Annotated in this window: 17 protein-coding genes and 1 pseudogene; 7 read left to right on the forward strand and 11 right to left on the reverse strand. The window is 71.4% G+C overall.

Translation table 11 applies throughout. The features are described 5' to 3' along the window. Window positions 1-34: 34 nt before the first annotated feature. The 5 genes from OHB56_RS05270 to OHB56_RS05290 form a co-directional block, all read right to left on the reverse strand. Window positions 35-958 carry a lysophospholipid acyltransferase family protein gene (locus OHB56_RS05270; RefSeq protein WP_326756308.1) on the reverse strand — a complete coding sequence of 308 codons (924 nt, stop codon included), beginning with the start codon at window positions 956-958 and terminating at the stop codon, window positions 35-37. Next, the gene (locus tag OHB56_RS05275) at window positions 955-1725 is read right to left on the reverse strand and encodes a GNAT family N-acyltransferase (protein WP_326756307.1); all 771 of its coding nucleotides are present in this window, start codon (window positions 1723-1725) and stop codon (window positions 955-957) included. The genes OHB56_RS05270 and OHB56_RS05275 overlap by 4 nt, the downstream gene beginning before the upstream one ends. Window positions 1726-1964: 239 nt before the next feature. Further along, window positions 1965-2714: a succinate dehydrogenase/fumarate reductase iron-sulfur subunit gene (locus tag OHB56_RS05280; RefSeq protein ID WP_326756306.1), complete on the reverse strand. Its 750-nt coding sequence runs from the start codon at window positions 2712-2714 to the stop codon at window positions 1965-1967. Then, window positions 2711-4660 carry a fumarate reductase/succinate dehydrogenase flavoprotein subunit gene (locus tag OHB56_RS05285; protein WP_406351902.1) on the reverse strand — a complete coding sequence of 650 codons (1950 nt, stop codon included), beginning with the start codon at window positions 4658-4660 and terminating at the stop codon, window positions 2711-2713. The genes OHB56_RS05280 and OHB56_RS05285 overlap by 4 nt, the downstream gene beginning before the upstream one ends. Before the next feature lies 1 nt (window position 4661). Next, on the reverse strand, window positions 4662-5333 hold the full coding sequence (locus tag OHB56_RS05290) for a succinate dehydrogenase (RefSeq protein WP_326756304.1): 672 nt from the start codon (window positions 5331-5333) through the stop codon (window positions 4662-4664). Window positions 5334-5464: 131 nt separating this feature from the next. Here OHB56_RS05290 and OHB56_RS05295 point away from each other — a divergent pair, with 131 nt between their 5' ends. After that, window positions 5465-6349 (forward strand): LysR family transcriptional regulator, encoded by an 885-nt coding sequence (locus OHB56_RS05295; protein ID WP_055628836.1) that lies wholly within the window; start codon window positions 5465-5467, stop codon window positions 6347-6349. 80 nt (window positions 6350-6429) lie between these two features. Here the strand turns inward: OHB56_RS05295 and OHB56_RS05300 are convergent, their stop codons facing one another. The 3 genes from OHB56_RS05300 to OHB56_RS05310 all read right to left on the reverse strand — a co-directional run bounded on the left by OHB56_RS05300 (window position 6430) and on the right by OHB56_RS05310 (window position 10700). Next, window positions 6430-8574, reverse strand: coding sequence for an EAL domain-containing protein (locus OHB56_RS05300; protein WP_326756302.1), 2145 nt, complete (start codon window positions 8572-8574; stop codon window positions 6430-6432). Then, window positions 8571-9383, reverse strand: a complete 813-nt coding sequence (locus tag OHB56_RS05305) for an SAM-dependent methyltransferase (RefSeq protein WP_326756301.1) — start codon at window positions 9381-9383, stop codon at window positions 8571-8573. Before OHB56_RS05305 ends, OHB56_RS05300 begins: the two co-directional genes overlap by 4 nt. Window positions 9384-9773: 390 nt before the next feature. Further along, a complete protein-coding gene (locus OHB56_RS05310; protein WP_326756300.1) occupies window positions 9774-10700 on the reverse strand; it encodes an SCO0930 family lipoprotein in 927 nt (308 codons plus the stop codon). Window positions 10701-11477: 777 nt separating this feature from the next. Here OHB56_RS05310 and OHB56_RS05315 point away from each other — a divergent pair. The 3 genes from OHB56_RS05315 to OHB56_RS05325 all read left to right on the forward strand — a co-directional run bounded on the left by OHB56_RS05315 (window position 11478) and on the right by OHB56_RS05325 (window position 13204). After that, window positions 11478-11609: a hypothetical protein gene (locus OHB56_RS05315; RefSeq protein WP_326756299.1), complete on the forward strand. Its 132-nt coding sequence runs from the start codon at window positions 11478-11480 to the stop codon at window positions 11607-11609. A gap of 53 nt (window positions 11610-11662) precedes the next feature. Then, window positions 11663-12427 carry a hypothetical protein gene (locus tag OHB56_RS05320; RefSeq protein WP_326756298.1) on the forward strand — a complete coding sequence of 255 codons (765 nt, stop codon included), beginning with the start codon at window positions 11663-11665 and terminating at the stop codon, window positions 12425-12427. A gap of 222 nt (window positions 12428-12649) precedes the next feature. Continuing rightward, the gene (locus OHB56_RS05325; RefSeq protein ID WP_326756297.1) at window positions 12650-13204 is read left to right on the forward strand and encodes a hypothetical protein; all 555 of its coding nucleotides are present in this window, start codon (window positions 12650-12652) and stop codon (window positions 13202-13204) included. Between the two features lie 155 nt (window positions 13205-13359). Here the strand turns inward: OHB56_RS05325 and OHB56_RS05330 are convergent, their stop codons facing one another. After that, window positions 13360-13857, reverse strand: a complete 498-nt coding sequence (locus OHB56_RS05330) for a hypothetical protein (protein WP_326756296.1) — start codon at window positions 13855-13857, stop codon at window positions 13360-13362. Between the two features lie 333 nt (window positions 13858-14190). Between OHB56_RS05330 and OHB56_RS05335 the strand changes: the two genes are divergently transcribed. Beyond that, a complete protein-coding gene (locus tag OHB56_RS05335; protein WP_326756295.1) occupies window positions 14191-14847 on the forward strand; it encodes a class F sortase in 657 nt (218 codons plus the stop codon). Between the two features lie 47 nt (window positions 14848-14894). Here the strand turns inward: OHB56_RS05335 and OHB56_RS05340 are convergent, their stop codons facing one another. Beyond that, entirely contained in the window at window positions 14895-15734 is an 840-nt protein-coding gene (locus OHB56_RS05340; protein WP_406351904.1) for a polysaccharide deacetylase family protein, read from the reverse strand. Window positions 15735-15850: 116 nt separating this feature from the next. Between OHB56_RS05340 and OHB56_RS05345 the strand changes: the two are divergent. Continuing rightward, window positions 15851-16308, forward strand: a pseudogene (locus tag OHB56_RS05345) (universal stress protein); the annotation flags it as partial. A 43-nt stretch (window positions 16309-16351) separates the two neighbouring features. On the opposite strand, the gene OHB56_RS05350 reads toward OHB56_RS05345, so the two are convergent. Further along, entirely contained in the window at window positions 16352-17167 is an 816-nt protein-coding gene (locus OHB56_RS05350; protein ID WP_326756293.1) for an alpha/beta fold hydrolase, read from the reverse strand. A gap of 57 nt (window positions 17168-17224) precedes the next feature. On the opposite strand from OHB56_RS05350, the gene OHB56_RS05355 reads away from it, so the two are divergent. Next, the gene (locus OHB56_RS05355; RefSeq protein WP_326756292.1) at window positions 17225-17710 is read left to right on the forward strand and encodes a MarR family transcriptional regulator; all 486 of its coding nucleotides are present in this window, start codon (window positions 17225-17227) and stop codon (window positions 17708-17710) included. Window positions 17711-17713: the final 3 nt, after the last annotated feature.

Raw genomic sequence — 17713 nt, forward strand, 5'->3', positions numbered from 1 at the left:
GCGGTAAAAACTTCACATAAGGTACAAAGCGCGCTTAATTTTTGACAGCGCTCACTTCCGGTGATCGCGACTGGAGGTCCTCGACCGGGCAACGTGCCTGATGTCCGACCCCGCGCCCGGTCCGCCGACCCGCCTGCCGACCTGCCCGAGGGCCGGCCCCATGACCGGCTCGATGGTCCCGCCCCGGACCACTGTGCGGTTGCGCGGCGGCGGCCAGGGCGCGGCGGTCCGGGTGGCTGCCCGGCGGGATGGCGGCCCGCACCCCGACCTCGGCGACCAGGCCCCGGGCCGAGACCACCCGCCACAGGGACGCGAACAGGGTGTCGTCCCCGACGAAGGCCGGGGCGGTGGCGGGGGTTCCGCTCGCGTCGCGGTAGTGGATGCGGACCGGCTGCACCGGGACCCCGGCGTCGATCGCCGCCTGGAAGGCCGCCCGGCGGAAGGAGCCCTGTCCTCGGCCGCACCAGGTGCTGCCCTCGGGGAAGACCGCGACGGCCGAGCCCTCGTCGAGGGCCGCGGCGACTCGGGCGACCGTGCCCGGAAGAGCGCGCAGCCGGTCGCGGTCGATGAACAGAACCCCGCTGCGCGCGACCAGCGGCCCCGCCAGCGGCCACTGCCGTATCTCGGCCTTGGCCAGCATGCGGGCCGGACGGACCGCGCTCAGCAGCGGGATGTCCAGCCAGGAGATGTGGTTGGCGACGAGCAGCAGCCCGCCGGTGGGCGCGGCGGCCCCGGTGATACGGACCCGGACCCCGGCGGCCCGTACGATCCACCGGCACCACCGGCCCACAAGGCCCGCCGGGATCCGCCGCCCGACGGGCAGCAGCAGCACCCCGGCGAGCACCAGGCCGACGACCGCGGTCAGCCGCAGCACCGCCCCCGGTACGGCCCGCGTGGTTCCCGTCGGCACCACGCAGCCGCTCGGGGTACAGGGCGCGCCCGGCAGCCAGACGCTCATTTCGCCGGTACGAGGGAGAGGAAGTGCCGCAGATAACGCTGGTTGACCCGGCTCATCGGCAGCAGCACGTACAGGTCGGCGACCCCGAAGTCCGCGTCGTGCGCGGGCTCGCCGCAGACCCAGGCGCCGAGCCGGAGGTAGCCGCGCAGCAGGGCGGGCAGCTCGGTGCGGGCGGCGGGCGCCGCGGTCGTCGGCCGCCACGGGTGCAGGGGGCGTACGCGGTAATCCTCGGGGGCCAGGTGCTTGCCCTGGACCCGGTCCCAGGTGGCGGCGGCGAGCGCGCCCCCGTCGGCGAGCGGGACGGAGCAGCAGCCGGCCAGCCACTCGTGGCCCCGGTCGATCATGTAGCGGGCGATACCGGCCCAGATGAGACCTATGACCGCGCCGTCGCGGTGGCCGGGGTGCACGCAGGAGCGGCCGACCTCGACGAGACCCGGCCGGATCGGGTCGAGGGCGGCGATGTCGAACTCGCTCTCCGCGTACAGGCGGCCGGCGACCGCGGCGCGCTCGGGCGGCAGCAGCCGGTAGGTGCCGACGACCTGGCCGCTCACTTCCTCGCGCACGAGCAGGTGGTCGCAGTAGGCGTCGAAGGGGTCGACGTCCAGGCCCGGCTGGGGGGTGGTCAGCAGGGCGCCCAGCTCGCCGGCGAAGACGTCGTGCCGCAGCCGCTGGGCGGCACGCACGTCGTCCTCGTCGCGGGCGAGGGTGACGGTGTAGCGGGTGGGCGCCGCGGGCTTGGCGGGGTGGTCTGCGGTCAGGACGGTCATGGCTCTCTCCTGGTCACGTGCCGGAGCGGGGAAGGCGGGGACTCCCCTTGTTTCTGCCGATGCCGGTTGGCGTGTGCGTGACCTGAGCCGGGAGTGCGGATGTGGGGATGCTGAATGCCTGGCGTCGCCCGCGCGGCGGCGGGCGTGTCCCGGACAGCAGACGGGACCGGGGATGAGCACCACTCCCGGTCCCGCCCGTCCGCCCCCTGGCGAACGTTTCCCTGCTGCCTGCCCGGCGGTTACCGGCCGGCTCCCTTGGCCGTGGCGCGCAGCCACTCCTTGTTCATCGCGGTGATGGAGAACAGCGGGATGCCCTTGGGGCAGGCGGTGGCGCATTCTCCGGCGAGAGTGCAGCCGCCGAAGCCCTCGTCGTCCATCTGCGCCACCATGTCGAGCACCCGGGTCTCGCGCTCGGGCGCGCCCTGCGGCAGCACGTTGAGGTGGTTGATCTTCGCCGAGGTGAAGAGCATCGCGGCGCCGTTCGGGCAGGCCGCGACGCAGGCGCCGCAGCCGATGCACTCGGCGTGCTCGAAGGCGAGGTCCGCGTCCGGCTTCGGAACGGGCGTGGCGTGCGCCTCGGGCGCGGAGCCGGTGGGGACGCTGACGTAGCCGCCGGCCTGGATGATCCGGTCGAAGGCCGTCCGGTCGACGACGAGGTCCTTCACCACCGGGAAGGCCGCCGCCCGCCACGGTTCGACGTCGATGGTGTCGCCGTCCTCGAAGGACCGCATGTGCAGCTGGCAGGTGGTGGTGCGCTCGGGGCCGTGGGCGTCGCCGTTGATGACCAGCGAGCAGGCGCCGCAGATGCCCTCGCGGCAGTCGTGGTCGAAGGCGACCGGGTCCTCGCCCTCGAGGGTGAGTTCCTCGTTGAGGGTGTCGAGCATCTCCAGGAAGGACATGTCGGGTGAGATGCCGTCCACTTCGTACGTGGACATGGCGCCGTCGGCGTCGGCGTTCTTCTGCCGCCAGACGCGCAGGGTGAGCTTCATGCGTAGCTCCGCTGAGTGGGGTGGACGTACTCGAAGGCGAGGTCTTCCTTGTGCAGGACGGGAGCGTCGCCCGTGCCGGTGAACTCCCAGGCGGCGGCGTAGGTGAACTCCTCGTCCCGGCGGGCGGCCTCGCCGTCGGGGCTCTGGGACTCCTCGCGGAAGTGGCCGCCGCAGGATTCGGCGCGGTGCAGGGCGTCGAGGCACATCAACTCGGCGAGCTCGAGGTAGTCGACGATGCGGTTGGCCCGCTCCAGGGACTGGTTGAACTCCTCGCCGGTGCCGGGCACCTTGATCCTCCTCCAGAACTCCTCGCGGATCTGGGGGATGCGCTCCAGTGCCTTGCGCAGGCCCGATTCGGTGCGGGCCATGCCGCAGAACTCCCACATGAGTTCGCCGAGTTCGCGGTGGAAGGAGTCGGGGGTGCGGTCGCCGTCGACGGAGAGGAGCAGGTTCAGCCGGTCCTCGGTCTCGGCCAGGACCTCCTGCACCGCCGGGTGGTCGCCGTCCACCTCGTCCTTGTGCGGGTTGCGCGCCAGGTAGTCGTTGATGGTGGCCGGGAGGACGAAGTAGCCGTCGGCCAGGCCCTGCATCAGCGCGGAGGCGCCGAGCCGGTTGGCGCCGTGGTCGGAGAAGTTGGCCTCGCCGATGGCGAACAGGCCGGGGACAGTGGTCTGCAGGTCGTAGTCGACCCACAGGCCGCCCATCGTGTAGTGCACGGCGGGGTAGATCCGCATCGGCACCCGGTAGGGGTCCTCGTCGGTGATCCGCTGGTACATGTCGAAGAGGTTGCCGTACTTGGCCTCGACCGCCTTGCGTCCCAGGCGCTCGATGGCGTCGGCGAAGTCCAGGTAGACGCCCTGGCCGCCGGGGCCGACGCCCCTGCCCTCGTCGCAGACGTTCTTGGCTGCGCGGGAGGCGATGTCGCGGGGCACCAGGTTGCCGAAGGACGGGTAGATGCGCTCCAGGTAGTAGTCGCGCTCGTCCTCGGGGATCCTGTTCGGCGGGCGGTCGTCGCCCTTGGCCCTGGGCACCCAGATGCGGCCGTCGTTGCGCAGCGACTCGCTCATCAGCGTCAGCTTGGACTGGTGGTCGCCGGTGCGCGGGATGCAGGTGGGGTGGATCTGGGTGAAGCAGGGGTTGGCGAAGTACGCGCCGCGCCGGTGCGCCCGCCAGATCGCGGTCGCGTTGGAGTTCATGGCGTTGGTGGAGAGGTAGAAGACGTTGCCGTAGCCGCCGGTGGCGAGGACGACGGCGTCCGCGAAGTAGGTGTCGATCCTCCCGGTGATCAGGTCCCGGGCGACGATCCCGCGGGCCCGGCCGTCGACGATGATCAGGTCGAGCATCTCGGTGCGCGCGTGCATCTCGACGTTGCCGGCGGCGATCTGCCTCGAGAGCGCCTGGTAGGCGCCGAGGAGGAGCTGCTGGCCCGTCTGGCCTCGGGCGTAGAACGTGCGGGAGACCTGGACGCCGCCGAAGGAACGGGTGTCGAGCAGACCGCCGTACTCACGGGCGAACGGCACGCCCTGGGCGACGCACTGGTCGATGATCTCGACGGAGATCTGCGCGAGTCGGTGCACGTTGGACTCGCGGGCGCGGAAGTCGCCGCCCTTGACGGTGTCGTAGAAGAGGCGGTGCACGGAGTCGCCGTCGTTGCGGTAGTTCTTCGCCGCGTTGATGCCGCCCTGGGCGGCGATCGAATGGGCGCGGCGCGGGGAGTCCGTGTAGCAGAACTGGACGACCTTGTAGCCCTGTTCGGCGAGCGTGGCACCGGCGGAGCCACCGGCCAGACCGGTACCGACGACGATGACGGTCTGCTTGCGCCGGTTGGCGGGGTTGACCAGCTTGGCCTCGAAGCGGCGCTTGTCCCAGCGCTCCTCGATCGGCCCGGACGGGGCCTTGGCGTCGACGACCGGCTCACCGGTCGCGTACTCGGCAAAGGTACTCATATCAGCTCACCACTCCGGTCATGACGCCCACGGGGACGGCGAGGAAGCCGATCGTGAGCAGCAGCGCGAGGACGTTCGCCAGGCCCTTCAGGGCGCGGTCGCGGGTGCGGCTGCCGACGCCGAGGGTCTGGGCGGCGCTCCAGAAGCCGTGCCGGATGTGCAGGCCGACGGCGAGCACCGCGACGATGTAGATGACGTTGCCGTACCAGGTGGAGAAGGTGTCCACGACGTTCTGGTAGGGCTTGCCCTCCTCGAAGCCGCCGGAGTGCACGTGGCCGGTGGTCAGGTCGAGGATGTGCCAGACGATGAACAGGGCGAGGATGATCCCGCCCCAGCGCATGGTGCGTGTGGCGTAACTGGCCCGGGCCTTCTTGTGGACGTACTTGCTGGGGCGCGCCTTGATGTCGCGGCGGCTGAGCTGGTACGCGGAGACGGCGTGCGCGACGACCGCGACGACGAGCACGACGCGGACCACCCACAGGGCCCACTCGTAGTGCAGGAGGGGCTCGCCCATGGTGCGCAGCCAGTGCGCGTACTCGTTGAACTCGGGCGCGCCGAAGTAGATCTTCAGGTTGCCGAGCATGTGGGCGACCAGGTAGAGCAGCATGATCAGGCCGCTGACGGCCATCACTGTCTTCTTGCCGACGGTCGAGTCCCACACGGTGCGTGCCATGGACGGCCGTCGGTCCGTCCGCGTTGCCAGAGCCATGTCACAGAACGCTAGGGCCAAAGGTCCCCATCGGTCCAAGACATGGAATGCCTCGTTTCCATAGGCCCCACCTATGGCAGCACTATGCTGGGCCCATGCAGTTCCAGCAGCTCCAGTACTTCGTGGCGGTCGCCGAGACCCGGCACTTCACCCGGGCCGCGGAGCTGGTCCATGTCGCGCAGCCGTCCCTCTCCCAGCAGATCAAGGCGCTGGAGCGGGAACTGGGGGCGGATCTCTTCCTGCGGGCGCGCGGCAACATCACGCTGACCGACGCGGGCGAGGCACTGCTGCCGCTGGCCCGGCGCATCCTGGCCGACGCGGACACGGCCCGGCACGAGGTGCAGGAGCTGGCGCAGCTGCGCAGCGGCCGGATCAGGCTGGGGGCGACCCCGAGCCTGTGCACCGGACTGCTGCCGGACGTGCTGCGCGCCTTCCACGACCGCTATCCGGGCGTCCGGCTGCTGATCGAGGAGGGCGGTTCCCACGACCTGGTGCGCGAGCTGGCCCGCGGCGCCCTGGACCTGGCCCTGGTCGTGCTGCCCCTGCCGACCCCCTCCCCGGCGCTCACCACGGTGGAGCTGCTGCGCGAGGACCTGGTGGTGGTCTCCTCCCCTGATGCCCCCAGGCCCGGCCGGGGCCGGCGCACCGTGCGCGTCGCCGATCTCGAGGGCGAGCGCCTGGTGATGTTCCGGCACGGCTACGACCTGCGGGAGCTGACGGTGGCCGCGTGCCGTGCGGAGGGCTTCGAGCCGGACTTCGCGGTGGAGGGCGGGGAGATGGACGCCGTGCTGGGCTTCGTCCGGGCGGGCCTGGGCGTCGCCGTCGTACCCCGGATGGTCGCCGCGCGGTCCGGCCAGGGCCTGCGGGTCACCCCTTTGGCCCGCCCCGGCCTCGACCGCACCATCGCCCTGGCCCACCGCAGCGACGTGGCTCCGCCTCGGGCGGCCCGGGAGCTCCAGCGGATGCTCCTGGAGCGGTGACCGGGCGCCGGGCGGCCGACACCGCCCGGGCCGGCGGGCCGTCGCGGCGCCCGCGAGCCGGCCCCGCCCGGCCGACGGAGTCACCCCGTCGCGTCCACCAGAGCCAGTTCGTGCAGCCGCTCCGGGGGGCCGGGGCGGGCGTAGTACCAGCCCTGGGCGGTGTCGCAGCCGAGTATGCGCAGCTGTTCGGCCTGGGCCCCTGTCTCGACGCCCTCCACCGTCACGGCGAGGTCGAGGCTGTGGGCCAGGGAGACGATCCCCTCGACGATCTTGAGGTCGACCGGGTCCGCGGGGAACTGCTGCATGCTCTGAGTGAAGGAGCGGTCCAGCTTGAGGACGCTCACCGGGAGGCGGCGCAGGTTGGCGAGGTTGGAGTAGCCGGTGCCGAAGTCGTCCAGGGCGATGTCCACGCCCATCTCCGCGAGCCGGCGCAGCGGCTTCAGCAGGTCGTCGTCCGCGCCGATGAGCGCCGACTCGGTCACCTCCAGGCACAGCGCGTCCGGCTCGACGCCGGTGCGCTCCAGGATGTCGACGGTGTCCTGGACCAGGCCGGGGTGGGTGAGCTGACAGGGCGAGAGGTTCACGTTGATGCGCAGCGGGCCGGGCGCGTCCGCCCCGCCGCGCCGCTCCTGCCAGGTGCGGGCCTGGCGCACGGACTGCTCGAGCACCCAGCGGCCCAACGGGACGATCAGCCCGGTGTGCTCGGCGAGCGGGATGAACCGGTCCGGCGACAGCACCCCGTGCTGCGGGTGCAGCCAGCGCACCAGCGCCTCGGCACCCCGGACGCTGCCGTCGCCGAGGTGGACCAGCGGCTGGTACTCGATGAAGAACTCGCCCCGCTCCAGCGCCGCGGGCAGCGCCGTGGTGAGGCCGTGCCGGGTGATGGCGCGGGCATCGGCCTCCGGGTCGGCGAGCTCGAAACGGTTGCCGCCGGCCGACTTGGCCCGGTACATGGTGATGTCGGCGCTGCGCAGCACCTCTGCCGGGCTGCGCTCCCCGGCCGGTCCCTCGACCACTCCGATGCTGCCGCGCACGGTCAGGTCCCGGCCGTCGACGCCGATGGGGGCGAGCAGTGCGTTCATGATGCGGGTGGCGAGTTCGTCGACCGTGTGCTGGGTGTCCGGACCCGTGGTCAGCGCCACGAACTCGTCGCCGCCCAGCCGGGCGACCATCTCGCCGGGCGCCGTGGCGCAGGACTGGAGCCGGTCGGCCACCTCGACGAGCAGCCGGTCGCCGGCCGCGTGCCCGAGACTGTCGTTGACGGTCTTGAAGCCGTCCAGGTCGAGGTAGCACAGGCCGAAGCGCTGTCCCTCGCCGGCACTCAGCGCCTTCTCCAGCCGTTCGAAGAAGAACGCGCGGTTGGGCAGACCGGTCAGGGCGTCGTGGGTGGCCTCGTAGCGCAGCCGGAGGTTGAGCAGCCGCCGCTCGGTGGTGTCCTCCATGAGCGCGAGCTGGTACTGCGGTTCGCCGTCGGCGTCGCGCAGCAGGGACACCGTGAGATTGGTCCACAGGACCGTTCCGTCGGGCCGGTAGAAGGCCTTCTCGAGGTGGTAGTGCTCGCGTTCGCCGCGTACCAGCTCGTCGTAGAGAACCCAGGTCTGCGGGGCGTCGTCGGGATGCGTCCACTCCCGGACGCTGCGGCTGCGCAGGCTCTGCTCGGACAGGCCGAACATGCGCAGCAGGGCGGCGTTGACCTGGAGGACGTTTCCCTTGAGGTCGGCGATGCCGATGCCTATGGCGGCGCCCTCGAAGACCGCGCGGAACCTTGCCTCGGTGGCGTGCAGGGCCTGTGCCACCACGCCCTGGGCCCGGAGCGCGGCCTGGGCGATGGCCTCCTGCTCGGCCAGCGTCCGTTCGCGCAGCGCCTGCGCGTATCCGGCGGCCATGGCGTGCTGCAGCCTGGCGCTGCGTGCCCTCAGGTCCTCGCCGTCGCCGTCCCCGCCGCAGTACAGGACGAGGTAGGCGTCCACGCAGTCCAGGGTCCGGCTGAGCGCCTCCGGGTCGGTGCAGTGCGCCTCCACCAGGGCGGCGCCGACCGCCTTGCCGGTGCCCGGGTCGAACGCCCTCGTCCGCAGCGCCTCGCTCAACCTCCTGGCCAGCGGGACCAGTTGTTTCTCGAACTCCGGCCGCGTCGACGAGGTCGAGGTCACCGGGAAGACCGCCCGGCCCCAGATCGTCGCGAACCGGCGCAGTCTGTCCTCCGGCCCGTCCGGCTCCGCGCTCACGCTGTACGCCCCACGCCAGCGTAGGCGGAGAAGGCGTAGGGATCCTCGCCCTCCGGTGCGGTGTCCGGCCGCCACTTCGGCATCGGCACCAGTCCGGGTTCCACCATGTCGTACCCCTCGAAGAACCGCGCGATCTCGTCGCGCGAGCGCATGATCAACGGGTTGCGGATGTTCTTGTACACGTCCACCGCGCCACCGGCCCGCTCCGGCGGCAACGGAATTCCCTCGTACGAGGCATGGGTGAGGATCAGCATACTGCCGGGCGCGAGCGCGTCACGCAGCTCGGCCACCGCCGCGTACGGATCGTCCGCGTCCTCCACGAAGTGGAGGACGGCGACGAGCAGCAGCGCCACCGGCCGATCCAGGTCGATCAGGCGCCCCACCTCGTGACTTCCCAGAATTTCCCGGGGCTTTCGGAGATCGGCGGCGACAACGGCCGCGTCCTCGCTGCCCTCGAGGACGGCCTGGCTGTGCGCGACGGCCACCGGGTCGTGGTCGACGTAGACCACCCGCGCGCCGGGAACGGCCGCCTGCGCCACCTCGTGCACATTGCCGAACGTCGGAATGCCGGAGCCGACGTCCAGGAACTGGGTGACTCCCGCACCGGCCGCGAACCGCACCGCCCTGCGCAGGAACGCCCTGTTCGCCTGCATGATCTTGGGCAGTCCCGGCATGAACTCCATGGCCTTACGGGCCGCTTCCCGGTCGACCTCGAAGTTGTGCGAACCGCCCAGGTAGTAGTCGTACATCCGGGAAACGCTGGGCACCGTGATGTCGATGCTCCGGGGGGCCCAGGCGGGACGCTCCATCTATCTCTCCACAGCGTAGGCGATCCGGTGTCCGAGCCGAGGCTACTGATCGCTCGCCAAGGGAGCGACCCCAAACGGAAATTGACCGTCCGTTCCCGGTCACTGCCTACGGCATGTGCCGAATTGGCAACCCTGCGCACACCACGAAAGGCATGTGCGGCATTTCGGAGAGTTCCGGCACGCGGAGAGTTCCGGCACGCGGAGAAGCCGGGCGTACGAAATGGCGTGACGCACGGAGAAACGGGCGGGCGGCGCAGAAAAGGCGAAGAACGCCGGAAATTCACCGAGTTCCGGCGAATCACAGCAAAACGGTCCGCCTCTCCGCGGGAAGCGGAGAGGCGGACCGGGGTCGGCGGTGCCGGAGGGAAACGACACCCCGGGGAGGTTGCGCTACTTCTCCGGCGCGCCGACCGGCTCTCCGTTCGGCCGCATCGCGTACCACGTCCCGCCGACGCCCTGGCCGTTGGTGTCACCGGCGGCCTTGTCACCCGCGAAGGTGTAGATCGGCCAGCAGCCGATCGTCTGCTGCTCGGCCTTGTTGTCGGGGCGGGTGAAGGTCATGTAGTTCTTCTTCTTGATGCCCTTGGTGTCGTTGATGTCGACCGGCGCCACCGCCGGCCACTTCTCCAGGCAGGCACCGGTACAGGCGGAGACCGGCTTCGGCCAGGCCTCGTCCTTCATGAAGCGGTAGACCGTCCTGCCGTCCTTGTCGACGACGATCTCGCCGAGCTCGGGATCCTTGCGGGTGGACAGGCCGGGCTGCTCGCCGGCCTCCTGCGCCTTCTTGCCCTCGGGGGTCAGCGCGAACCACTTGCCGCCCACACCCTGACCCTTGACGTCCCCCGCGTTGACGTCCTTGACGTAGTGGTAGGCGGGCCAACCGTCGACGGTGAGCTGCTTGGTGCCGTCGGCCCGGGCGACCTCGCCGAGCAGGGACTCGTCGATGCCCTCGCCGGCCGCGGCGTCGTCGGCGAGTACCGGCGGCCAGGTCTCCGCACAGTCACCGTCGCAGTTGGACTTGGGAGGCTCGGCGGTGTCCTGGTCGAAGCGGTAGAGCGTGAGGCCGAGTTCGTCCGTCACCAGCTTGCCGAGTTTGGCGTTGGTGGCGGCGGTCAGCTTGCCCGCGCCGCCGGCCGGGCTCGTGGAGGCCCCCGCGCCGGCTCCGGTGTCGATGCCTCCGAGGTCTCCGGGCACGGCCGAGGCGCCCACGTTCTGACTGCTGGCCGGTGGCGGGGTGTCCTGACCGCACGCCGTCGTCAGCGTCAGCACCGCCGCGGCGCTCACCACCAGTGAGGCGGTCCGCCAGGAGGTCTTCATCTCAACTCCAGATCATCGCAAGGGGGTTGCAGCGCCCTGCTGCGCCGCCGCTCGACATGGAGTACGCACGAAGACACCTGCTGTGTTCAACGCGGGCCGATTTTTCTTCCGGAGTCCATGATTCCTCCCCTTCTCACCCCGTCCGCCCCGCCACATCGCACCTCCACTCGCACTCCCCCAACGGGTGATCAGCGCCGGATCAAACGGGAGTTGCCGGATTTACCTCCATCGGGGCATTCACCCGGCACTCGCACGCATTCCGGCGCAACGCGGCTCATGATCTTCGTCGTGCAAGGACTCGTACCGACCCGATCCGCCTTCGCCGCCCGTGTGTTGGCGACGGCGACGCTGGCCTGGGCGCTCGTCGGCGCGCCGGACGCGGCGCTGGCCGACGCCTGCGCCTACGCCTCGACCGGCCCGGGGGGAACGGAGGCGGTGGCGATCGTCGGAGGCATGACCTGGCCGCTCCCGCCGCCCTGTTCACCCCCCACGCCCACGCCTACACCCACGCCAACGCCCACACCGACCCCGCCACCTCCACCGCCTGCGCCCGAACCCACTCCGACCCCGCCACCCCCCGCTCCCCCAGCGCCGAAGCCCACCCCCACCACCGCAAAGCCCGAACCGCCCCCGCCCCCGCCTCCGCCCCCACGCCGGGCCCGCCCGGCACCACCTCCCCCCGCCCCGGCCCCCACGCCCCCTCCACCACCGCGCCCCACACCCACGCCCACACCGTCGGCCGCCCCCTCTCCCACCCCGCGCCCGTCCCTGACGCCCGTGCACTACCCCCGGTATCGCGCGGCGCCCCCGGTCAAGCGGCCGTCCGGCGGCGCCACGTCCCCGCTCACCTTCGTCCTGCTCATCGCCATGCCCGCGATCGTCGCCGTCGCCGCGCTCCGGCCCCGCTGAGCCCTGGCCCGTCCGTCCCCGCCGAACCCGACAACCCACCGTGGAGGCACCTCTTGCCGGAATGGCTTGTTCTCACGCTCGCGATGCTGGCCGTCTGCGTCGTGGTGGTCATCATCACCCTCGTACGTCACCGTGCGGCCCCCGACGACGAGGACCCCAGCGAGACCCCGGACGTCATCGAGTACATGACGATGTGGATCGGCGTGGTGTACGCCATCGTCCTGGGCCTGGCCATCGCCGGGGTCTGGGAGGGGCGCAGCGCCGCCCAGGACCATGTGCGGGCGGAAGCGGTCGCGCTGCACGAGGTCTCGGAGCGGGTACGGATCTATCCGACCGACATCCGTGAACGCATTCGGGACGATGTCAACGCCTATGTCGGACACGTCGTGACCACCGAGTGGCGCGCCATGGCCGACGACGGCCAGGTCACCGAGCGCGGCACGGAGTTGCTCGACCGGGTCCGCCGGGACGTCACCGACTACGAACCGGCGACGGATTTCGAGGCCCAGGCCTATCAGCCGCTCGTCGACCAGGTGTCCGCCGCCGACCAGGCACGCGCGGCCCGTGCGGAGTCGACCGGGGAGACCATGCCGGGCGTGGTGTGGTTCGGGCTGATCGGCGGCGCGGTCGTCACCATCGGGATGATCTTCGCGCTGCAGATCCGGCGTACCCGGCGTGAGCTGATCCTCGCCGGACTGTTCTCGGCGCTGATCGCCTTCCTGCTCTTCCTGATCTGGGATTTCGACGCGCCGTTCAGCCGTGGGCTCGCCGCGTCGGCCGATCCGTTCCGCCTCCTGTTCCCCGGCATCGGGAGCTGACCGGGCCCGCACCACGGTTCCGGTCCCGGGGACGTGCGCCACGCCGTGCGCGTCCCCCTCCCGCAGGACCGGAGTCCCCCGTACGGCCCACGGGAGTGACCCGTTCGCGCGACTGCGATCGCGCCGCCCGGTGCGACTTTCTAGCGTTTCGGACATCGGGAACGCATTCCTGACGCGAGCGGAACAGATCCGCCGCTGTTCCTCGGGACCGGAGGACTCGCCATGCACGCGATACGCGTCGCTTCCGCCGCGCTCCTGGGCGTCGGCGCCCTCGCCCTCGCCGCCGCACCGGGTGCCGTCGCCGTGGACGGCGATGTCACGCCGTTAGGTTTCGGTCTCCGGCCCGCCCTCGTCGAGCCCGGCGACCGGATCACTCTGCACGTGGACCGGACCGGCGGCGAGTGCGAGGGGCGCGCGACGGTCTCCTCACAGGTCCTCGACACGGTGACCATTCCGAAGAATCGCTCGGAGGCGACGGCGGAGGTGTACCGGGATGCCAGGCCCGGCGCCGTCCACCAGGTGGCCTTCACCTGTGACGGGGTCACCGGCACCACGAGTCTGACCATCGCCGGTGGCCGCCCCGCGCCGCTCCCCTCCCCGCTGCCCGCGGAATCCGGGAGTGCGGCCCGGCATCCGAGGGGTGTGCACGCCGGGGAGGGCGGCAGCCTGGCCGGCCTCGACCTCGGTGGGATCGGACTCGGCGCCGCACTCCTCACGGGTTCGGTGGGCGCCGCGTACCGCTTCACCCGCCGCGACGGTGCGCGGGACGGCGCATGACGGCATCGCGGAACGTCAGGGCGGCCCGTCGGTTCGTCGACAGGGCCGCGGGTCCGGAGGGCAGCAGGAGCACATGGCTGCACCCTGGGTCCGGTCGGGGATCCGGGGCGCGGCCTCCGGTCACACATGCGAAAAGGCCGCTGCGGAAAATGGCTTCAGAGCTGCTTCTCGGCACGACGGCGCATCCAGAAAACACTGCCCGCCACGACCGCGGAGGTCACCAGTCCGCCCCCGATGGCCATGTCGGTCGGGGTAGCCCCGTCGGTGCTGCTGCCGCCGAGGCCGCCGCGGACCCCGCCGAGAACGGTGAAGGCGGCCGGCCGGGTCAGGCTCCGGCCGGAGCAGTGCACCGTGATGTCGTACGAGCCGGCGCGGGCGTCGTTGTAGATGGGGGCGGTGCCCTTCGCGGTGTCGCCGGAGCCGTGGCCGGACGTCAGGTTGGTCCTGGGGAAGGCGTTGGACGTGGCGTGGCCACCGTTGGGGCAGCCGTTGGCGGTGATGGCCAGCTGGCCGCCGCGGGCGATGACGCTGGGCAGGGCGACGATGTTGGACGGGCTGGAGCCCTGGCCGCCGTCCGCGACGGCGGCCGGGGCGGCGAGCCCGAGGACGGCGACCGCGGCACCGGCGGACGCCAGGGCACGTGACTTGCGCATGTGATCCTCCGCGGAAGACGCCCCGGGTCCGGTCCCCGGTCGATCGGCGAGAAAGCGCCTCCCCAGCAAGACCCTCAGTTGCCGTGCCCCTGCGCGCATTTCGGCGATGGTCCGTCCCGGTGAGGCGGCGGCCCTCCCGGATCCGTGCTTTCGGATATCACCGCAGGTCACGAACCGTCAGAGGATCTTCGTTCGGCGGCACCCCGGATGGCTTACCGATCACCGCCCGGCCACCCGTTCGCCCTTGTCCCGTCGCCGGTTGCGTGCGCCGCGTTTAGCGTTTCTGCCATGCGCGAGTGACACGGCGACGGCCGTGTCGAGAGGGGAAGGCGAATGTCTGCTTTCGAACCGGACGAATTCGAAGAGGAGGCGCGGCGGAAGAGGCGTGCTCCGTGGGGCGTGATAGCGCTGGTTCTGCTCACCGGCCTCGCGCTCATCCGGAATGGTTCGGGGGAGTTCGACGAGGGGCCGCCGCAGCCCGCCGTGGCCGCCGCGGACAGCAGGGTGCCCGGTGCCGCGACGGTACGACCGCTGCCGTACTCGATTCCGGGCCGGGTCCGGATTCCGACGATCCAGGTAGACGCACCGGTGATGGCCGTGGGCCTGGACGCGGAGGGGTGGGTGGAGGCGCCGCCGCCCGAGGACCCCAATCTGGCGGGCTGGTTCACCGGCGGGGTCGCTCCCGGGGAGAAGGGTACGGCGGTCGTGGTCGGCCATGTCGACAACAGTCTGGGCCCGGCCATCTTCTACGGGCTCGGTTCTCTGGAAAAGGGCAATCGCATCGAGATCGAGCGCGAGGACGGAAAGACCGCGGTGTTCGAGATCTACGGCATCGAGGTCTTCGCGAAGAACGACTTTCCCGGCGACCGGGTCTACAACTCGAAGGGCTCCTCGGAGTTGCGGGTCATCACCTGCGGTGGCGGTTTCACCCAGCAGGACGGTTACGACGGGAACGTCGTCGTGTTCGCCCGCCTCGCCGAGGTCCGCTGAGCGGCCGGCTCCGTCCGGGCGGGCGGAGCCGGCCGGAGCGGCCCGGCTCAGACGTGGTGCCGACGGGGCACCACGACCCGGTAGCCGGAGTCCAGCAGTTCGGGCAGGTACTCGCGCAGCGCCCGCACGCTCTGGGAGCGGTCGCCTCCGGCGTCGTGCGAGAGCACCACGACCCCGGGTGCGGCGCCGTTCTCCACCCGGTCGACGATGGTGCGGGTGCCGGGGCTGGTCCAGTCGAGGGTGTCCACCGTCCAGGCGAGGGGTTCCATGCCCAGTTCGGCGCCGAACTGGAAGGCGGCACGGTTCCAGGCTCCGTAGGGCGCGCGGAACCACTGGGGGCGTTCGCCGTGCCCCTTCTCGATGATGTCGCAGGTGCGTTCCATCTCGGAGCGGATCCTGCCGCGGGACAGACGGGTGAGCAGGGGGTGGGACCAGGTGTGGTTGCCGACGACGTGTCCCTCGTCGGACATGCGGGCCAGCAGGTCCTTGTTGTAGGAGACCATTTCCCCGCACACGAAGAACATCGCGCGGACGTCGTACGCCGCGAGCGTGTCGAGGATGTCCGGGGTGTAGCGGGGGTCGGGTCCGTCGTCGAAGGTCAGCACCATGGTGCTCCCCCTCCCGGAGACCCGCAGCAGCGGTGCGCTCCGCACCGGGGTTCCGCCGGGGTCCGCCCTGGGCGGGCCGTAGCCGGTGAGGGGTCTGAGGCGGTACGCGGAGGGCTGGAGCGGGCGGCCGGCGGCCTGGGCTCCGGCGGCGGGTGCGGCGGGGCGTGCCGCCTCGGTGCCGGAGCCCTTCGCGAGGAGCCCGGCCGTGCCGGCCGCTCCCCCGACGGCGGCGCCGGTGAGCAGCGCCCGGCGCCGCGTGAGCAACTGATCCTTCTGCATGACTCATCAGTCGCCCGCCCGGCGACGGGTGACCTCGGCGACACCTGTGCGGCGGGACGTTTCCACCCGCTCGGCCCAGTGCCACCGCCGCACAGGCGTCCGACAACCTCGGCGCCGTGACGGAGGAGCGCTCGGCACCGTTCGAACGGGGCACGGACGGTCCGAAGGCGATCGTGGTCGGAGTGGACGGCTCCGACACCTCCCTGCGGGCGGGCGGCCTACGCCTCCGGTACGGCCCGGCGGCAGCACGCCCTGCTCGCCGTCGTGTACGTGCGGCCGGTGCCGGCGGCGGGCGCGGCGCTCGGGGCGCCAGTGGCGGAGACCACGGACGAGATCGCCGAGGACCTGGTGAGGCAGGTCAGGGAGGCGTCCGAGCAGGTCCGGGGGCTTCGACTTCCGCTGGGAGTTCCACACCTTCCGCGGCGCCCCGTACAACGGCATGGTGAAGGCCGCGGACGACCTCAAGGCGGACGCGGTGGTGGTGGGCGCCTCGGAGCAGGCGGGCCACCGGTTCGTGGGGTCGATGGCGGTCCGGCTGGTGAAGGCGGGACGCCGGCCGGTGACGGTGGTGCCGTGGACACCGCAGCGTCGGAAGGCGTGCGGGAGGACGAGCGGTGTCAGAGGGTGCGCAGAAAGCCGAGGAGGATCTCGTTGAAGACCTCGGGCTGTTCCCTGCACGCGTAGTGTCCCGCCCCCTCGATGGTGGCGGAGCGGCCGTCGCGTACGCCGCGGACGAGACGCTCGGCCGCCGCGGTCAGATCGGCGGGTTCGAGTGAGCCGTTGACCGCGAGCACGGGCACGTCGATCGTCGGCACACGGTCCCAGGTGCCGGTGACGGGGACGCGCCGGTCCTTCTCGTCCGGGGTGTGCTTGGAGATCGTGTGCAGTGCCATCTCCCGCAGCCGGCGCGGGATGTCCGGGTCGATGTCGTCGGTGCCGCGGTGCTCGCCCGCCGCGACCCGTACGAAGGCGTTCAGCCAGCCCTCGATGTCACCGGCGCCCAGCGTGCGGGCGAACTCGGCCTGGATCCGGCGGGTCCACGGATCGGTGTGCTCGAAGTCGCTGGTGGCCGCCCCGCAGACCACGACCGCGCGTACCAGATCCGGATGTTCGAGCACGGTGTCGGTCGCGATGGCGCCGCCCATCGAGACGCCGGCCAGGACCGCGGGCCCCGCGTCGAGGTGGCGCAGCAGGGCGGCGAGGTCGTCCGCCCAGCGGAAGGGTGCCGTGGCGTTGGCGGAGAAGCCGTGGCCCCGTACGTCGGGTGCGATCACCCGGTGGTGAGCGGCGAGGGCCGGGATCTGGTCCTCGAAGAGCCGGTGGTCGACGAAGCCGGAGTGGAGGAGGACGACCAGGTCGCCCGCGCCGCTGTCGTGGTAGGCGAGATCGCCGTCGGAGGAGGTGAAGTACCGGAGTTCCGAAACCGTAGTCATGACAACCAAGGTGTCATCTTCAATGGAGTTTGGCAACCAAGGTGTCATGATGAAGAAATGAGTGACACCGGGAACGACACCGACAAGCCCCTTCCGCCCGACGAACTCGGCCCGCGCCTGATGGAGGTGTTCGATCTGGTCGGCCCGCTGTACCGCCGGGTGCAGCGCAAGGTCGAGCAGGGCGAGGCCGTGGAGGGTCTGTCCGTCGGGGTACGGGCCGTCCTGGACCTGCTGCACAGGCACGGCCCGATGACCGTGCCCCAGATGGGCCGCGCGCAGGCGATCAGCCGCCAGTTCGTGCAGCGCATGGTCAACGACGCCGCCGCGCGGGGCCTGGTGGAGAGCACCCCCAACCCCGCCCACCGGCGGTCGTCGCTGATCCGGCTCACCGACGAGGGCCGGGCGGCGATCGCCGCGGCCGTCGCCCGCGAGCACGCCGTGCTGCGGGAGGTCGGCGGGGACCTCACCGACGCCGACCTGCGCTCCTGCGTACGCGTCCTCGCACAGATGCTGACGCTGTTCGACACCGTGGACGTGAACTGACCG

It is taken from the genome of Streptomyces sp. NBC_01635, from assembly GCF_045209715.1.
GTDB lineage: Bacteria > Actinomycetota > Actinomycetes > Streptomycetales > Streptomycetaceae > Streptomyces > Streptomyces hirsutus.

What these genes read in the sequence shown, in the direction of transcription:
- OHB56_RS05270 (WP_326756308.1), bottom strand. Translation starts at nt 958, where the DNA reads ATGAGCGTCTGGCTGCCGGGCGCGCCCTGTACCCCGAGCGGCTGCGTG.
- OHB56_RS05275 (WP_326756307.1), bottom strand. Translation starts at nt 1,725, where the DNA reads ATGACCGTCCTGACCGCAGACCACCCCGCCAAGCCCGCGGCGCCCACC.
- OHB56_RS05280 (WP_326756306.1), bottom strand. Translation starts at nt 2,714, where the DNA reads ATGAAGCTCACCCTGCGCGTCTGGCGGCAGAAGAACGCCGACGCCGAC.
- OHB56_RS05285 (WP_406351902.1), bottom strand. Translation starts at nt 4,660, where the DNA reads ATGAGTACCTTTGCCGAGTACGCGACCGGTGAGCCGGTCGTCGACGCC.
- OHB56_RS05290 (WP_326756304.1), bottom strand. Translation starts at nt 5,333, where the DNA reads ATGGCACGCACCGTGTGGGACTCGACCGTCGGCAAGAAGACAGTGATG.
- OHB56_RS05295 (WP_055628836.1), top strand. Translation starts at nt 5,465, where the DNA reads ATGCAGTTCCAGCAGCTCCAGTACTTCGTGGCGGTCGCCGAGACCCGG.
- OHB56_RS05305 (WP_326756301.1), bottom strand. Translation starts at nt 9,383, where the DNA reads ATGGAGCGTCCCGCCTGGGCCCCCCGGAGCATCGACATCACGGTGCCC.
- OHB56_RS05310 (WP_326756300.1), bottom strand. Translation starts at nt 10,700, where the DNA reads ATGAAGACCTCCTGGCGGACCGCCTCACTGGTGGTGAGCGCCGCGGCG.
- OHB56_RS05325 (WP_326756297.1), top strand. Translation starts at nt 12,650, where the DNA reads ATGCACGCGATACGCGTCGCTTCCGCCGCGCTCCTGGGCGTCGGCGCC.
- OHB56_RS05330 (WP_326756296.1), bottom strand. Translation starts at nt 13,857, where the DNA reads ATGCGCAAGTCACGTGCCCTGGCGTCCGCCGGTGCCGCGGTCGCCGTC.
- OHB56_RS05335 (WP_326756295.1), top strand. Translation starts at nt 14,191, where the DNA reads ATGTCTGCTTTCGAACCGGACGAATTCGAAGAGGAGGCGCGGCGGAAG.
- OHB56_RS05340 (WP_406351904.1), bottom strand. Translation starts at nt 15,734, where the DNA reads ATGCAGAAGGATCAGTTGCTCACGCGGCGCCGGGCGCTGCTCACCGGC.
- OHB56_RS05350 (WP_326756293.1), bottom strand. Translation starts at nt 17,167, where the DNA reads ATGACTACGGTTTCGGAACTCCGGTACTTCACCTCCTCCGACGGCGAT.
- OHB56_RS05355 (WP_326756292.1), top strand. Translation starts at nt 17,225, where the DNA reads ATGAGTGACACCGGGAACGACACCGACAAGCCCCTTCCGCCCGACGAA.